Consider the following 14,398-nt stretch of genomic DNA (forward strand, 5'->3'; position numbering starts at 1 on the left):
ATAAGGTATGGGCGACGAGCTGCACTTCGAGAAAATAGCCAATGGATATTGGCAGTGCGTCATGCCGGATTGGACCAGTTTCGTTTCTTACGTCTGCACAGATATGCAGTCATATCAGGCATTTGTTTGGCGTGGCCAGCGAATGAGTGCTTGGACGCTGGTGCCCACACTCACGCGCGCATTGAAGGGTGATCCTAGTGACCCTGCTGAATTTCTAAGGCATGCAGTATTGACTCAGGAACATTTGGATCGGTTCAAGTTGTCAACAAGAGGCCGACGTGGGAAGAGCCCTAGAGTGCTTGAATCAGATGATGACTGGTGGGCACTAGCGCAGCATCATGGCCTAGCGACGCCGCTACTTGATTGGACTACTTCTCCCTTTGTGGCCGCTTTCTTTGCCTTTATGAAGGAAGATCCAGATCAAACAGATCATCGTGCCGTTTTCGCTTTGCACTCTGAAACACTAATCAATGCGGCCAAGAGCAAAGCGCGGGCTCAGGATTTAGAGATTCGGCAAAGGTTTGAAGACGTCCGATCCGGAAAGGTGAAACCGGGGCTGCTGGATCTGTTTGCAGGCGGTAAACCCCCGCCAAAAACTGAGCCGGAACTGGCTTTTATCCATCCTTTGACGGATGAGAATGAGCGTTTGGTCAATCAAGGCGGGTTATTTACAAGGCTGGCGTCGCGTGTCGAAAACCCTTCTTTGGAAGCTTGGTTAGTTGATAGTGGCGATGAGGAAAACAGAGGGCTGGAATTGATTAAGTTCTTGATCCCGAACTCTGAGCGCGAGAAGTGTTTGATCTCATTGAACAGGATGAACATCAACCACTTGACGCTTTTCCCTGATCTTGGCGGCGCTTCTGCGCACTGCAATTTAGCTTTGGAAATTGAGGGCTATTGATCCCGTCGATCACATTTCGCAATGGAGCTATGGGTCAGATTGGCCTTTTTGCCTACTGGCATGGGCTCAGTTAGGGCAGGCAAGGGTATCGAGGGCTCGGCTCATGGCCTGGTCAAACATAGGCATGAGAGGACTGAGGGTCAAAGGACTGAGGGTCAGGCCTTAAATCTAGGCCTTAAATCTAAAGTGCCTGTAGACGAACTGTCGCATCCTAAAAAGGCGTGTCCGGGGCTCTCAATGATCAAAATGCAACCTCAACACCGCCTGCCCCGTCCCGAGGCTGGCGCTGCTGAGTTTGTCGGCCAAGTGGCGCATCAGTACGCCGGAGACGCGGGCCATGGCGGCGTCGAGCTGACGTTCCATTTCAGCGGCATCAGCGTCATCGTCGCTGCTGTTCATCAGCGCATCCAGATCCAGCGGCACGGCGGCCCCATTGCCCGCTGAGCCCTCGCCCGACTCAGCAGCCGCAGCGCCCACCCGCAGCGGCTCGCCTTCGTGCAGCAACTCCAGGTCGAAGTTGAATTCATCAAAGCTGCCGCGTATCACTAGCAGGCGGCCGCCGCCGGCGGCTTGAATGGCTTCGCTGGCTTCCAGCGCGGCCAGGGCGGCGCGGCGGACGATGTCCATGCGGGCGCCCCAGGCGCCGCCTTGGCGCTCAACAAAAGCGGTGAGCTGGTGGCTGATGGGCCCGAGGCGTGGGTCCAGCTCGCAGCTGGCGCGCAAGCGGGTGCCCAGGCGGAACAGCAGGTTCAGGCCCATCACGAAAACGCCGGTGACCACAAAGCCGTCGCCGGCCAGCATGGCCAGGCCATCGGGCAGGCCTTTACTCAAGCCTGGCATCAGCATGGTGGCCAGGCCGGCGCAGAGCGATAAACCGACCATGAAGATGCCGCGGCTGTCGAGCGCGCGGGTGGCGATCATCTCGATGCCGGAGACGATCAGGTACGCGGCGGCGTAGAGCGAGATGGCGCCCAGCACGGCTTGCGGGATGAGGGTGAGCGCCATGGTCAGCAGCGGGCTCAGCGCCACCAGCAGTAGCAGCGTTGCGCAGGCCAGGCCGATGTAGCGGCTGCTGGAACCGGTGGCGTGCACCAGGGCGATATTGGCCGAGCTGGGCGCGGTGGGGAAGCTGCCGAACAGGCCGCTCAAAAAGTCACTCGCGCCATTGGCGCGGATGCCGCGGCCCACCATTTGCATATCGGCGCGCTTCCAGTCGGCGTTGTCGGTCTTGTCCATCACGATCAGGCAGCCGATGTTGTCCAGCTGGTTGAGCGTGGCGATCAGCACGATGGCGAAGATGATCTCGGGGCCGAGGTTGAAGCTGGGCGCAATCGGCTGCGGCAGGGCCAGCCAGGGCGCGCTGTGCAGCCATTCCAGGCCCAGCAGGCGCTCGCTGAAGGCGGCAATGGCCAGGCCAATCAACAAGCCCACCAACACACCCAGCAGCTTGAAGCGCCGCCCGCCCCAGACCGAGAGCACCACGATGCTGGCCAGGGTGGCGCCCGAGATCAAGGCGCTGATGCCGTCGATCTGCAGGGCCGCAGTGCCCACCGTAGCCGCCGGGGCATGCACCACGCCCAGGGCATTGCGCATGGCCGGCTCCACCAGGCCTAAGCCCCCCATGCACACCACCGTGCCCACCACGGTGGGCGGGAACAGGGCGCGCAAGTGGCGCATCAGCGGCCCCACGCAGAGCGTGACGCCAGCGGCGATCAGGCTCACCTGCACCAGGGAGCCCAGGCCGTAGCTGGCTATTGCCGCGCCGGCCACGGTGATCATCATCGGGTCGGGCTGAAACACCAGCAGCGTGCCGCTGCCCCAGCGCCCGCCCCAGGCTTGCAAGGCCGTCCCCATGGCCATGCCCAGCAGGGTCATGGCGACGATGGAGTGGGTTTGCGGCAGGCTCAAGCCCGCGATCTTGGCGGCGGCCAGCACATGGGCAATCAAGGCCAGCACCGTGGCCGCGTGCTGCAAGGCCAGCAGCCCCAAGGCGCCACGCGGCGGGCATTCATCGGCCGCGTAGATCAGCTCGAAGGGCCGGCGCACCGGCTTGGACGGGGGCAGCCAGCGGCTGAGGGCTTGCAGCAGGGGCGGGCTCATGGGGTGTGCGGTATCAGTCAGGCCTTGGCGCGGGCCGGGGTCGTTGTCGGGAGCGGTGTTGTGGCGACTGGCTTGCCCGGCATGGCGGGCGCATCCAGCAGCAGCACATAGCGCCGCGCCAGCCAGACGCAGCGCTCAAACACCGTGGTGGCGCTGAACACGGCCTGGCGCAGGCTGGCTTCCAGCTCGCTGCCTTGCAGGCGGCGGCGGATGCCGTCCATCAGCTCCGAGCGGTCATGGGTGAGGCTGCGCAGCAGTTCCAGGTCTTCGGCATCGGGCTGGGCGCGGGCGGCGGTTTCGGCCAGGGCTTCCAACATCATGTGCAGGCTTTGCACCAGCTGGTCCAGCAATTGGGCGACGGTGGGGTCGCCCATCGCGGCTTGCGTGCTTTGGTGCAGCTCCACCAGCGACTCTTGCAGCGAGGCGAGCAGGCGGTTGCGGTCACGCAGCACCATGCTGCGCTCCAGCACATCGCGGCTGCGCTGGCGGTCGGCCAGCTCCACCAGGAACTGCTCGCAGAGCTGCAGCACCTGGCTTTCAGCGGCCTGGCGTTTGTCAGCTGACGCCAATGCAGCGGGCGCGTCTTGCCGCAGTGCGTCGAGATAAGCCGGTAGGCAGGCGAGCAGGCGTTGCTGCTCTTTGTCGGCCAGCAGGAGGGCGGTTTCGGCTTCGTCCAGGGCTTCGTCGTGCACAAAGTGCGGCTTGCTCAGGTTCTCTTGCAGCGAGGGCGCGGCCCAGGCTTCCAGCCAGCGCAGGCTGGGCTTTTCCAGCGCGCGGCTGGCTAGATCGCTGAGCAGTTGCACCACCATGTAGAAGGCGGCCAGGCGTGCGGGCAAGCCCATGTCGAAGTGATCGAGCAGGCGGCCGAAGGGGTCGTCCAAGAGCCAGCGGTTGCAGGCGTAGAAGATGAAGGTGAGCAGCAGGCCCTGCAGGCGCAGCAAGACCTGGAACAACACCAGCTGGCGGGCGCTGCCTTGCAAGCGGCCGGCCAGATTCCAGGCTGAGGCGGCGGAGCCCAGGCCGGCGCCCATCACCAACATGGCGCCGCCGTTCCAGCCAATCAGGCCGCCGGCCGCCAGGCTCATGGTGATGACCACCACCGTGGTCGAGGACTGCGCGGCCCAGGCCACCATCGCGCCCAGCGCAAAGCTGGGCAGCAGCCAAACGCCCAGCTCGGCGATCTGCTCGCGCAGCCAAGGCTCGGTGCGCAGCATGGCCGCGCCGGTCTTGATGAAATCGGTGCCCAGGAACAGCAGGCCTAAGCCCAGCAGGGCGCCCACGGCGTGGCGCCAGCGGGTGGACTGGTCGATCTGCTGGTAGTAGGCAATGCCGGTCAGGCCCACCAGGCACAGGGCCAGGGCATGCAAGTCAATGGCGGCTAACAAGGCCAGCATCGAGGTTCCCAGATTGGCCCAGCGGATGATGGGAAAGGCGCGCTTGCGGTCCATGGCCCCGGCGGTGACCAGGGCCACCAGCACATGGATGACGGCATTGACGCTTTGCATCACCGCCCCCGCCAGCAGGCCGAACAAGGCCAGCGAGCCCGCGCTGGTGACGGCGCGCGCAATCAGCTGGCGCAGGCGGCGGCCGATCACCTGACGCAGGTTGTTGCTGATCAGCCTCACGCCGATGAAGAACAGACCCAGCCCGGCGAAGAGGCTGAAAAAGATGCTCATGAGTCCGCGTAAATAAAAGGTCAGGCCGCCAGCTGGCGGAAGCCTTCGCTGCGATCAGTGACGCTGTCGATGATTTTGAGGAAGCCGCTGATCTCAAACACCTCGCGCACATGCTGGGGCAGGCTGCACAGCAGCAAGCGGCCTTGCGCTTGCTTGGCGCGCTTGGCGGCCATCAGCACCACGCGCAGGCCGGCGCTGGAGATGTAGTCCACCGCAGCAAAGTCCAGCAGGGCGCGGGCGCCGGGGGTGGCGAACAGGTCTTGTACGGCTTGCTCAAAGGCGCTGGCGGTGGCGCTGTCGATGCGGCCTTTGAGGCTGACCAGGCGGGCGCCTTGTTCATCGCTGCTGTAGTGTTCGAAGCTCATGGTGTTGTCTTTCTTGGGTCGAATTCGGGAAGGGCGTTGGCAGGACGCTGGAAGGCCGCGTTAGCGTTTCAGGGTTTTGAGCAGCACGATCAAGTTGCCGCTGCCGTCGTAGAAGGCGCGCACCTCGTCCATCATGGTTTTGACCATGTGCACGCCCAGGCCGCCCACGGCGCGTTCTTCCACGCTGGCGTCCAGGCTGGGTTCGGGGGCTTCCACAAAGGGGTCGAATGGCGGGGCGTCGTCTTTGAGGATGATTTCCAGCCACTCATCCGAGCGCGAGAGCCGCACATGGATGCTGCGGTCGGGCGCGCCGTGCAGGCCGTGCTGGATGGTGTTGGTGATCAACTCTTCCAGGCAGAGGTTGACGGCAAAAGCCACGTCCGGCCGCTCGGCCAGGGCCTCGTTCACCGCCTCGGCCAGCGGGGCGATTTCTTCGACACGGCTGTGCAGGCGATGCTCCAGCAACAAGGTTTTGTTCTTCAGTTCCAGGGGGGCGTGGCTCACGGTCAGAGCTCCTCGGGCTTGTGGGCTGGCGGACGGGTCGGGGGATTGGGTGCTGGTGGCGACGGTGTCGATAGGGACATCCACACGCGGCTTGCGGCACAGCAGCAGGGCGGTCAGGTCGTCGCTGGGTTCGGCACCGCCAACGAAGTCGGCCACATCGCGCACCAGGCTGGCCAGCTTGGCGGCGGCGTGCGGTTCGTGGCTGGCTTGCAGCCAGGAAGTCAGCCGTTCTTCGCCATAGGCGTTTTCGGCGGCGTCAAAGGCTTCGGTGATGCCGTCGGTGTAAAGCAAAAGGGTGTCGCCGCAAGCCATGTGGGCATGGCGGCGGCTGTAGCTCATGCCGGGCATCACGCCCAGGGCGATGTCGCACGCACTGTCCAGGGCCAGCGCCTCGCCTTGGGCGGTGCGCTGCAGCGGCGCGGGGTGGCCGGCGCTGGCGTAGGCGAGGCTGCCATCGCGCGGGTCATAGATGCAGTAGCAGGCGGTGACGAATAGCTCCATCGGGTTGCGCCCGCTGAGCACATCGTTGGCGCGGGCCAGCACTTCCTCGGGGCCCAATTCGTCTTGTGCCAGGTCTTGCAGCACGGTGCGCGACACGGCCATGAAGAAGGCCGCGCCCACGCCCTTGCCGGCCACATCGGCCACCAGAAAACCCCAGCGGCCGTCTGAGAGCGCAAAGCAGTCATAGAAGTCACCACCCAGCTCGCGCGCCGGGTGCATGCAGGCCTGCATGGAGAAGTCCGCCGTGTCGGGGAAGTGCTGGGGCAGGATGGCCTGCTGCATATCGCGGGCCGATTCCAGCTCCTCTTGCACCCGCAGGGCCGCCAGATGCAGCTGGTCGTTCTTGTCGGCCAGCTCCAGCGTGCGCTGTTGCACCAGGCGCTCCAGCTCGCGCTGGCGCGATTCGTTTTGCTCGCGGATCACATCGAGCAAGCGACCGACCTCCGACGCCACGGTATTGAAATTGCCCGCCACCAGGACCAACTCGTCTTGCGTGTCGATGCGGATGCGGGTGTCCAGCCGGCCGGCGCAGAAGTCTTGCGTGCCTTGCGAGAGCCGGCGCAGCGAGCGCAGGGTGGACACATAGATACCGGCAAACAGATAGGCAATCGCTGCCATCGCACCCACCAGCAAGGCGCCCACTTGCCACTGGCTGCGGCGCAGCTGGGTCAGGCGTTCTTGCAGCAAGGCATCGGCCTGCGTGGTGGCGGCCACCAGCAAGGCCTGGGCTTGGGCCAGATTGGCGCTGGCGATGGGGCGCAGCTCGGCCAGGGCTTCGGGCGCGTCCAGCACCTTGTCGACCGCGTCTTGCTGGCGCTCGATGCGGGTCAGCAACTCGTCCAGCTGGGCTTGCAGGCCGGCGGGGTCGCCCTGGGACAGCAGCTGCCTCATGCCGGCGCGCAGGGCGGGTGTGGCTTCACTCAGCACCACCTGGGCGGCCACGGCGTAGCTGGCCATGCTGTCGCTGGACAGAGCCAGCGCATCTTGCTGCTTGGCCAGCGTTTCCATCAGCAGGGGCAGGCGGTGGCTGAGCATCTCGAACGCCGCGTCCAGCTTGGGGTCCACGTTCAGGCGGTGGGCGCGGGCGCTCTCGCGCATCAGGGCCAGCAAGGCGTTGATGGTGCCGGTGTGGGCGGCGAAGCGGCGCTGGGCGTCATCGTCTTGCGCGCCCAGCTCTTGCAACTGTTGCCACTGCTGCTGCAGGCGTTGGCCCAGGGCGGGCAAGGTGTTGGGCGGGGCGCTGGGCGGGAGCTGCGGCGCGGCAACCCAGGCCTGTAGGGCTTGCAGTTGGACTTGGGCTGCCTGGATGGCCTGGGCATTGCCGCGCTCGTCTTTGAGTGCACCGCGTTGACGCACCAAGGTGTCGAGCACGGCGGCTTGCTGGGCCAGTGCGGTCAGGCCGCGGCGTTCCAGCTCGGCGCTTTGTGCGTCTTGCCCGGCTGTGCGCAGCAGCGGCCAGCTCAGCAAGGTCAGGGCCACCAGCATCACCGCGCCGACCAGCAGGAATTTGCGCGAAAAGCTCAGCCGCCCCGACAGCCAGCTGGCCGGCGCCAGCAGGCGCAGCCAGTGGGCTTGCGCCCGGCCGAGGTCGGTGGCAGCACTCGTCATAAGCGTCAGTCGAGATTGGCGGTCAGCAGCACCTTGACGGCGGCGCCGCTGGGCTTGCGTGAGACATAGCCAATGGCGCCGGGCGTGCTTTGCACCAGGCGGGTGACTTCCTCATCACTGTCCACCTGGCGTGGCGGCAAGCCCATGCCGGTGAAGCTCTGGCGGGCCCAGAAGGCGCGCAGCTGGCCGGGGCTGCGGCCGGTGACTTGGTCGTAGAAGGCGCGGCGTAGGCCGCTGCCTTCACGCAGGTCGATGGGCTGGATGGCCTGGCCGTCGGGCCAGTTCTGTTGCTGGCGCAGATAGATCTGCGTCATGCGCTCGGGGCTGATTTTGTCCAGCGCCACATCTTTGTGGGCGATGACGATCAGCTCAGTGCCGGCCAGCGCGGCTTGTGGTGCGCTGAAGCACAGCAAGCTCAGCAGCGCGGGTAGCGAGAGCAGGGCCAGGCGAGCGCGGTGGAGGATGCGGAGGCGGTGTTGATGGTGTTTCATGACCGGCCCCTCCTCAGAACACCAGGTCCAGCGTGACGCTGAACAGCTGGAGCTTGTTGTCGAAGGGCAGCGCGGGCACAGCCAGTGGGCCGGGCGTGTTGGCGGTGGGCGTACTCACGAGGTCGAGCTGGGTTTTGATGGCCATGTTCTCGCGCCAGTCCCAGCGCAGGCCGAGGCTGACCGAGCGGCTGCTGATGTCGGCGAACTGCTGGGCGCGGTCAAAGCCTTGTTTGAGCTGGTTCAGCCCCGCGTCGAGTTGCGGGTCCATGCCGGTGGGCGCCAGAGCGCTGGTGTTGAGCTTGGCGCTGGAGCGCTTGAGCTGGGCCAGGCTCAGATAGGGCGTGAAGTCGCCGAAGCTGCGTGCCAGCGTGACGCTATAGCCCGTGCCGCGGCCGACCAGATCGTTGCGCGGGTCCATCCAGGTCAGCTCGGCCAGCAAGCGCCATTGCTGCCAGTTGCCGTCCATGCCGAGGCTGGTGTAGGTGGGACGGTTGTCAAAGGGGTTGCGCAGGGCATCCAGGCCTTGGGCCTTGGCTTGCAAGGCGGCCAGCATGGCAGGAGGCAGTTGCGGGTTCTGCGCGATTTGCTGCAGCGCGCCGCTGAGCTGAGTCAGGCCGTTATTGATTTGGTCCACCTGCTCGGAGCGCAGCACATAGCGGTCAATGTCGGTGCGCGAAACGCGCAGGGTCAGGCCTTGCAGATTGGCGCTCAAGCTGAAGCCCAGCAGGCCGCGCAAGCTGGCGTCAGCGGAGATGGCGGGGGAAAAGTTGTTGAAGCGGTGGGTGTAGTCGTAACGCCCGCCAAACACTTGCGCCAGCACGCTGGCATCGCCGAAGTTGAGGCGCCAGTGCAGGTCGGCCCCGTCCAGGCCCGCCACGCTATTGGTGAGGGCGTAGATGGCTGGCGCCGGGCGCACGGTCAGATTGGCATAGCCGATCTCGGCAATGCTGGAGTCAAAGAACAGCGGGCTACGGATACGGCCCAGGTTCAGGCTCAGACCGTGGCCCAGCTGCTGGCGCAAGGCGGCGATGCGCAGGCGCGGCTGCATATCTTCACCGGCGCGGGCCACGCCTTGCACTTGAAATGTGGTGCCGCTCAGCGGCTGCCATTCCAACTGCAGGCCCAGCACCGTGTCCATATTGGCCGACCAGCCTTGCTGCACCGGCTTGAGCTGGGAGAAGGAGGTGACGGCGCCGGCCGTGGCGTTGTCGTTATGCGCCAGGCCCAGGGTGGCGAAGCCGGAGAAGCGCAATGAACTCCCCCGGCCCTCGCCAGTTTCCTCGGCCGCCTGTGCGCTGGCGCCGGCCAGCAGGCCCAGGCCCGCCAGCGCCCAGGCCGCGGCGTGTCTCTTGCGTTGTCTTGCTCTTGTTGGCATCAAAGCATCCCCTCGCTATGACCCGCGTCTTGATTGGCGGGCCTGAAATTGAGCGAGAGCTTGCCGGCCTAGCGTTGAATTTGCGTTGAATTGCCGTTGATGAGTGCCAGGGCTTGGACAGCGCTGCGTTGCAAGAGCAGTTCGGCACCCATGGCGCGGCCGGTCTGCACGGCCTGATCTAGCGCCTGTTCAATCTCGCTGCGCGGTGCGTCTTGGGCTGCCAGGGCCTGGGCACGCATGCGCCAGAGTTCGGGCAGCAGGTAGAACTCCTGGCGTTCATGTGCCTTGGGCAGGCAGGCGTCGATCTGGCTCAGGGCTTCTTCGGCCTGGCCGAGGGTCAGCAAGCCTTCGATCAGGAAGGAGAGAAAAGTCGCCTCGGTGCTGGGCATGGCCACGGCCGAGGCGCTGGCGGCTTGGCGGATGGGCAGCAGGCCGGCCGGGTCGCCGCCGGCCGCCTGGCTCCAGCCCAGCACCAGCGCGCCCACCGCCTGCCACAGGGCCAGGCCGTGGCGCTGGGCCAGGGCCAGCAGTTCCATGCTCAGGGGCAGGGCGGCGTCGGGGCGGCGCAGATGGCGCTGCAGCACGCCCGCCATGGTCAAGGCAAAGCCGAGGGTCTGGGCATGGCCCAGCTCGCGCGCTTGCTGCAGGCCGAGCTTGGTTTGCTCCAGGGCTTCATCAATGCGGCCCTGCAAGGCCAGCGGCCAGCCCAGCATGGCGCGGGCGGCAATGCCGCCATGTTCGCCAAAACGCTGGGTCAGCTGGGCCCGCTGTCGCGGTGGCAGGCGATCCCCGGCTGCTGCCGCCTCGGCCAGGGCCTCGCAAGAGGCTTGCAACTGGCCCAGGAAGAAGAGGTTGTTGCCCAGGGCATAACGCGCTTGCACAGCGGCTGCGGCGTCACCGGTGTCGGCGGCCACGGTCAGCAGTTCTTGCACCAGATTCAGCACCGGGCCTTCGTCCGGGCCGCTGCGGCTGCCCAGCCACAAACCCCAGAGTGCCTGGAAGCGCTGGCCCGGGCCGCTGGCGGCGCCGGCTTCATCACAGGCTTGCAGCGCCTGGCGGTAGCACTGGCGTGCGGCCGGCGAACCATAGCCCTCCAGGGCCAGCAGGCCGTGCCCCAGGCCCAGCAGCAGGGGCAGGCGCAGGCGTTGCACCAGGGCGGGCGGGGCCTCGGGCAGTTGCAAGGCGGCCAGGCCTTGCTCGAAGCCGTGGCGCGCTTCTTGGTGGGCCGATTGGGCGGCGGCGCGTTCGGCCGCCTGCAGCCAGTAATGCGCGGCTGCCGGGTCGCCAGCGGCGTGCAGATGTTGGGCCAGGGCCTCGGGCGCGTCGGCGGCCTGGGCGGCGAAGGGGCCCATCAGCGCCTGGGCGGCGCGCCGGTGCAGGGCGCGGCGCTCGCTGGCGCTGAGCGTTTCTAGCGCGGCGTCGCGAATCAAGGCGTGGCGGAACTGCCAGTGCTGCGGCTCAATGGCTTGCAGCAGGTCGAGCCGCTGCAACTGAGCCAGCTGCTGGGCCAAAGGCCCGGCCGGCAGCTGCAGCAGTTCTTGCAGCAGGGCGGGCGAGCAGGTGCTGCCCAGCAGGGCCGCGCCCTGGGCCAGGCGCTTGGCCTCGGGCGGCAGGCGGTCCAGGCTGGCGGCCAGCAAATCCCAGAGCGTGGCCGGCACTTTGTCGGCCGGGCGCAGGCGTAGCGAGCGCGCCAGTTCTTCGGCAAACAGGGGCACGCCGCCGGCGCGCTGCAGCACTTGCTGGCGCTGGGCGGGTGACGCCGGGGCGCTGTCGAGTTGATCGATCAAGCGGCCCATCTCTTCGGGGGGCAAGGGCTGTAGATTCAGACACAGGTCCAGGCTGGCGCGCACATCGTCGGGCGGCGCCTCGCGTGAGCTGAGCAGCAGCAGGCCGGGGGCCCGCTGCGCAGCGGGGCGCTGGCTTTGGCGTTGTAGATGCAGCTGCATCAGCTCCAGCGTGGACGGGTCGGCCCAGTGCAGGTCTTCCAGCAGCATCAGCTGCGGCCGGCCCTGGGCCAGGCCTTCGAAGAGATCGCACAGCAGGCTGTGCAGCTCGCGCTTGAGCAGAGGCTCGGCCGGGGGCGAGTGCTGCTGGCTTTGCAGCAGCAGCGGGCGCAGCAGGGCTCGCGCTGCTTCATGGCCGGCCGGTGGCAGGCCGGCTTGCTGCAGCAACGTGCTGAGGCCGGCCTCGGCCTGCGCTTCATCACCCTTCAGTGCGGCGCCCATGCGCCGGCGCAGCGTGGCCCGCACGGGTTCGAGCGGGGTGTGGCGATATTCGGGGCGGCATTGCAGCTGGGAGATCGGTGTTGGCGTGGCGCCCGCAGCAGCGGTGACGTGCTGGCGCAGGGCCTGCAGCAGCCGGGTCTTGCCCAGGCCGGGTTCGCCTTGTACCCAGACCGTGCGAGCGCTGCCTTGCGCGTGGGCCCATTCCTGTTGCAACTGGGTCAGCTCGGCGCTGCGGCCGACCATGGGCTTGAGCGCGTCGCTCCGGCTATTGGCTTGTGCGGGGCGGGCGCCCAGCAGGCTGACGCTGCCGCCGGGTTCCTCCGTGCTTGTAAAGCGGTGATGGCGCTCACTTTGCTGTTGCAGCTCGGCGCTGACGCGGATGCTGCCCGCTTCCGCTTGCAGGGCGAGCTTGCGCGCCTGACGGGAGAGTGCGCCTACGCTGTCGGGCGAGGCCAGCTCGGGGTCGGCATGCACCCAGCCCACATGCAGGCCTTGGCGCAGGGCCCAGCCCTCAGCTTTTGCCTCGTGGGTGGCTGCCAGTTCCAGCGCGGCATCCAGAGCCAGGCGAGGTGCATGCTCTTGCGCGCGCGGGTGGCCAAAGAAGGCCAGCAGCTCGCCGCCCTCGGCCCGCTGCACATGGGCGCCGCGCGCTTGCAGCAAGTGGCGGGTTTGGTTCAGACGGGCTTGCAGGGCGCCGGCCAGGGTTTCGGCCTCCCAGCCTGCGCCGTTCTCAGCGTTGCTCTCTTCGGTCGGGGCTTCCCAGTCGCAAGCCAGGGCGACAACGCGGCGGCGTTCGGCGCGTGGCGTCTGCGGGCTGCCGGCGCTGGATGACGCGCCGCGCAGGGTTTCGGCCAGGGCCAGGGTGGTGGCCTGTGGCTGTAGTTGCAACTCTGCCTGCAGCAGCTTGCGGAAATGTTCGAACAAGGCCAGGGCCTCGCCTGCAGCGGTGGGCGCCAGCATGCGCATGCAGCGGCGCAGGGCCGTTTCGCACCAGGGGTCCTGGGCCAGGGCGCGGCGGGCGCAGGCCAGGGCGGCTTCGGGCTCGCCCGCGTCTTCATGCAGCTGGCCCAGGGTCTCCAGTAGTTGCTGGGCCTGGCGCAGCAAGGCCTCGCGGCGCGGCTGCAGCCAGGCTTCGAAGCCGGGCGCTTCGGGCAGTTGCAGGCCATCCAGCAGCGGGCCGCGGTAGAGGTTCAGGGCTTGTTGCAAAGCCTGGCGGTGCGCCTCGGGCTGCGGTGTGGCGGCGTCTAGCTGAGCCAGGGCGAAGTCGCGGCAGTCCAGCTGCCAGGCCAGGTCTTCGCGCAGTTGCAGATGTTTTTTGTCGCCCTGCAGCGGATCCAACTCTGCCTGTTCCGGCCAGAGTTGGCCCAGCACCCGGCGCAGGTCGAACAGGGCGCGGCGCAGATTGGCGCGCGCCTGGTCCAACGTGGAATCGGGCCAAAGGGTTTCGGCCAGCAACTCGCGCGGCAGTGGCCCGCTTTGCAGGGCAAGCATGGCCAGCAAGGCGCGCACCTTGTCGTAGGGCAGGGCCAACAATCGGCCCGCGGCATCGCGCAGCTCGAAGCCGCCCAGCAGGCGCAGCTGGGCTTGGGCTGGAATTGCCGAGGTGGCAGCGGCGTCGGCAGAGGAAAGGGGCACTGGGCTCGTTAAAAACATGAGGCGAAAGAATCTGGGGCGCAGTATGCCTGGGTGACGTTACGGGACGTTCATGGTGAATAGTGACCGGCGCAGGGGCAGAATCGGGGCGCTTTCAGGGCGCGGGCGTGACGGCGAAGTGCTGCCGCGTCGTGCCTAGGCTCCACCTTCTTCTCTCGCAGGAATTTTCACAATATGGCCACAGTCTTGATCGTCGGCGCTTCGCGCGGCATTGGTTTGGAATGGGTGCGGCAAGCGCGTGCAGCGGGCGACCGTGTCGTGGCCACGGCGCGTGATGAGGTCGGGCTGCAGCGCCTGCGTGATTTGGGCGCGGTGGCGCTGAAATTGGACGTCATGGACACGGCCAGTGCTTCGGGCCTGGCCTGGCAGATCGACGGCTATGCCTTTGATCAGGTGGCCCTGGTGGCGGGTGTGTATGGCTCCCGCATCAGCGGGCTGCAAACGCCGACCGAGGCGGAGTTCAATACCGTCATGCAAACCAATGTCTTGGGCCCCATGCGAGTACTGCCGCAGTTGCAGGATGCGCTGGCGCCGGGCGCGCGCCTGGCCATCATTTCCTCCCGCATGGGCTCGATCAGCCTGCGCAGCGATAGCCAGGGCTGGCTCTACCGGGCCTCGAAAGCGGCGGTGAATTCGGTGCTCAAAGATGCCTCCTTGATGCTGCAGGACAAGGCCATCTGCATCAGTGTCCACCCCGGCTGGGTGCGCACCGAGATGGGCGGCGAAGGGGCCGATATTGATGTGCAGACCAGCGTGGCGGGCCTGCGCGCGGTGATGGCGGGCCTGAGCGCGGCCGACAACGGTAGCTTCATCAACTACAACGGAGAGCGTTTGAGCTGGTGAGCCTTGTGGCGAAAGTGCCGGAGCCGACCCCCTGAGCAAGGGGGTAACGAATGTACCGGCTCTTTTGATTGCGCAAGGCCTGGATGCCTCGGAACCCCTTTGTTTACGGCGATCTCTGCCCGCTGGCGGCGGAAACAGCTGGCGTTTCAATCTGAC

General features: G+C 66.5%; 9 protein-coding genes. 2 read left to right on the forward strand and 7 right to left on the reverse strand.

The genetic code is table 11. The annotated features are described in order from the left end of the window. Positions 1–7: 7 nt before the first annotated feature. A complete protein-coding gene (locus AABB87_RS12310; RefSeq protein WP_341971525.1) occupies positions 8–901 on the forward strand; it encodes an FRG domain-containing protein in 894 nt (297 codons plus the stop codon). A 234-nt stretch (positions 902–1,135) separates the two neighbouring features. Here AABB87_RS12310 and AABB87_RS12315 read toward each other — a convergent pair whose 3' ends face one another. The 7 genes from AABB87_RS12315 to AABB87_RS12345 all read right to left on the reverse strand — a co-directional run bounded on the left by AABB87_RS12315 (position 1,136) and on the right by AABB87_RS12345 (position 13,381). Further along, positions 1,136–3,001, reverse strand: coding sequence for a uracil-xanthine permease family protein (locus AABB87_RS12315; RefSeq protein WP_341971526.1), 1,866 nt, complete (start codon positions 2,999–3,001; stop codon positions 1,136–1,138). Positions 3,002–3,018: 17 nt separating this feature from the next. Next, positions 3,019–4,677 (reverse strand): Na/Pi cotransporter family protein, encoded by a 1,659-nt coding sequence (locus tag AABB87_RS12320; RefSeq protein ID WP_341971527.1) that lies wholly within the window; start codon positions 4,675–4,677, stop codon positions 3,019–3,021. Between the two features lie 20 nt (positions 4,678–4,697). Next, positions 4,698–5,042: an STAS domain-containing protein gene (locus tag AABB87_RS12325; protein WP_341971528.1), complete on the reverse strand. Its 345-nt coding sequence runs from the start codon at positions 5,040–5,042 to the stop codon at positions 4,698–4,700. Positions 5,043–5,102: 60 nt separating this feature from the next. Further along, positions 5,103–7,655 carry an ATP-binding SpoIIE family protein phosphatase gene (locus tag AABB87_RS12330; RefSeq protein WP_341971529.1) on the reverse strand — a complete coding sequence of 851 codons (2,553 nt, stop codon included), beginning with the start codon at positions 7,653–7,655 and terminating at the stop codon, positions 5,103–5,105. Between the two features lie 5 nt (positions 7,656–7,660). Then, positions 7,661–8,146 carry a hypothetical protein gene (locus AABB87_RS12335; protein WP_341971530.1) on the reverse strand — a complete coding sequence of 162 codons (486 nt, stop codon included), beginning with the start codon at positions 8,144–8,146 and terminating at the stop codon, positions 7,661–7,663. A 13-nt stretch (positions 8,147–8,159) separates the two neighbouring features. Continuing rightward, on the reverse strand, positions 8,160–9,521 hold the full coding sequence (locus tag AABB87_RS12340; RefSeq protein WP_341971531.1) for a hypothetical protein: 1,362 nt from the start codon (positions 9,519–9,521) through the stop codon (positions 8,160–8,162). A gap of 68 nt (positions 9,522–9,589) precedes the next feature. Then, the gene (locus AABB87_RS12345; RefSeq protein WP_341971532.1) at positions 9,590–13,381 is read right to left on the reverse strand and encodes an AAA family ATPase; all 3,792 of its coding nucleotides are present in this window, start codon (positions 13,379–13,381) and stop codon (positions 9,590–9,592) included. A gap of 192 nt (positions 13,382–13,573) precedes the next feature. Between AABB87_RS12345 and AABB87_RS12350 the strand changes: the two genes are divergently transcribed. Next, positions 13,574–14,242: an SDR family oxidoreductase gene (locus AABB87_RS12350; protein ID WP_341971533.1), complete on the forward strand. Its 669-nt coding sequence runs from the start codon at positions 13,574–13,576 to the stop codon at positions 14,240–14,242. Positions 14,243–14,398 lie beyond the last annotated feature (156 nt).

Origin of the sequence: Roseateles sp. PN1, assembly GCF_038419725.1 — a bacterium.
Classification (GTDB): Bacteria; Pseudomonadota; Gammaproteobacteria; order Burkholderiales; family Burkholderiaceae_C; genus Paucibacter_A.

Bases quoted from the DNA above. Each gene is read 5' to 3' on its own strand.
- AABB87_RS12330 (WP_341971529.1), bottom strand. From the start codon at position 7,655: ATGACGAGTGCTGCCACCGACCTCGGCCGGGCGCAAGCCCACTGGCTG.
- AABB87_RS12325 (WP_341971528.1), bottom strand. From the start codon at position 5,042: ATGAGCTTCGAACACTACAGCAGCGATGAACAAGGCGCCCGCCTGGTC.
- AABB87_RS12335 (WP_341971530.1), bottom strand. From the start codon at position 8,146: ATGAAACACCATCAACACCGCCTCCGCATCCTCCACCGCGCTCGCCTG.
- AABB87_RS12320 (WP_341971527.1), bottom strand. From the start codon at position 4,677: ATGAGCATCTTTTTCAGCCTCTTCGCCGGGCTGGGTCTGTTCTTCATC.
- AABB87_RS12340 (WP_341971531.1), bottom strand. From the start codon at position 9,521: ATGCCAACAAGAGCAAGACAACGCAAGAGACACGCCGCGGCCTGGGCG.
- AABB87_RS12310 (WP_341971525.1), top strand. From the start codon at position 8: ATGGGCGACGAGCTGCACTTCGAGAAAATAGCCAATGGATATTGGCAG.
- AABB87_RS12315 (WP_341971526.1), bottom strand. From the start codon at position 3,001: ATGAGCCCGCCCCTGCTGCAAGCCCTCAGCCGCTGGCTGCCCCCGTCC.
- AABB87_RS12350 (WP_341971533.1), top strand. From the start codon at position 13,574: ATGGCCACAGTCTTGATCGTCGGCGCTTCGCGCGGCATTGGTTTGGAA.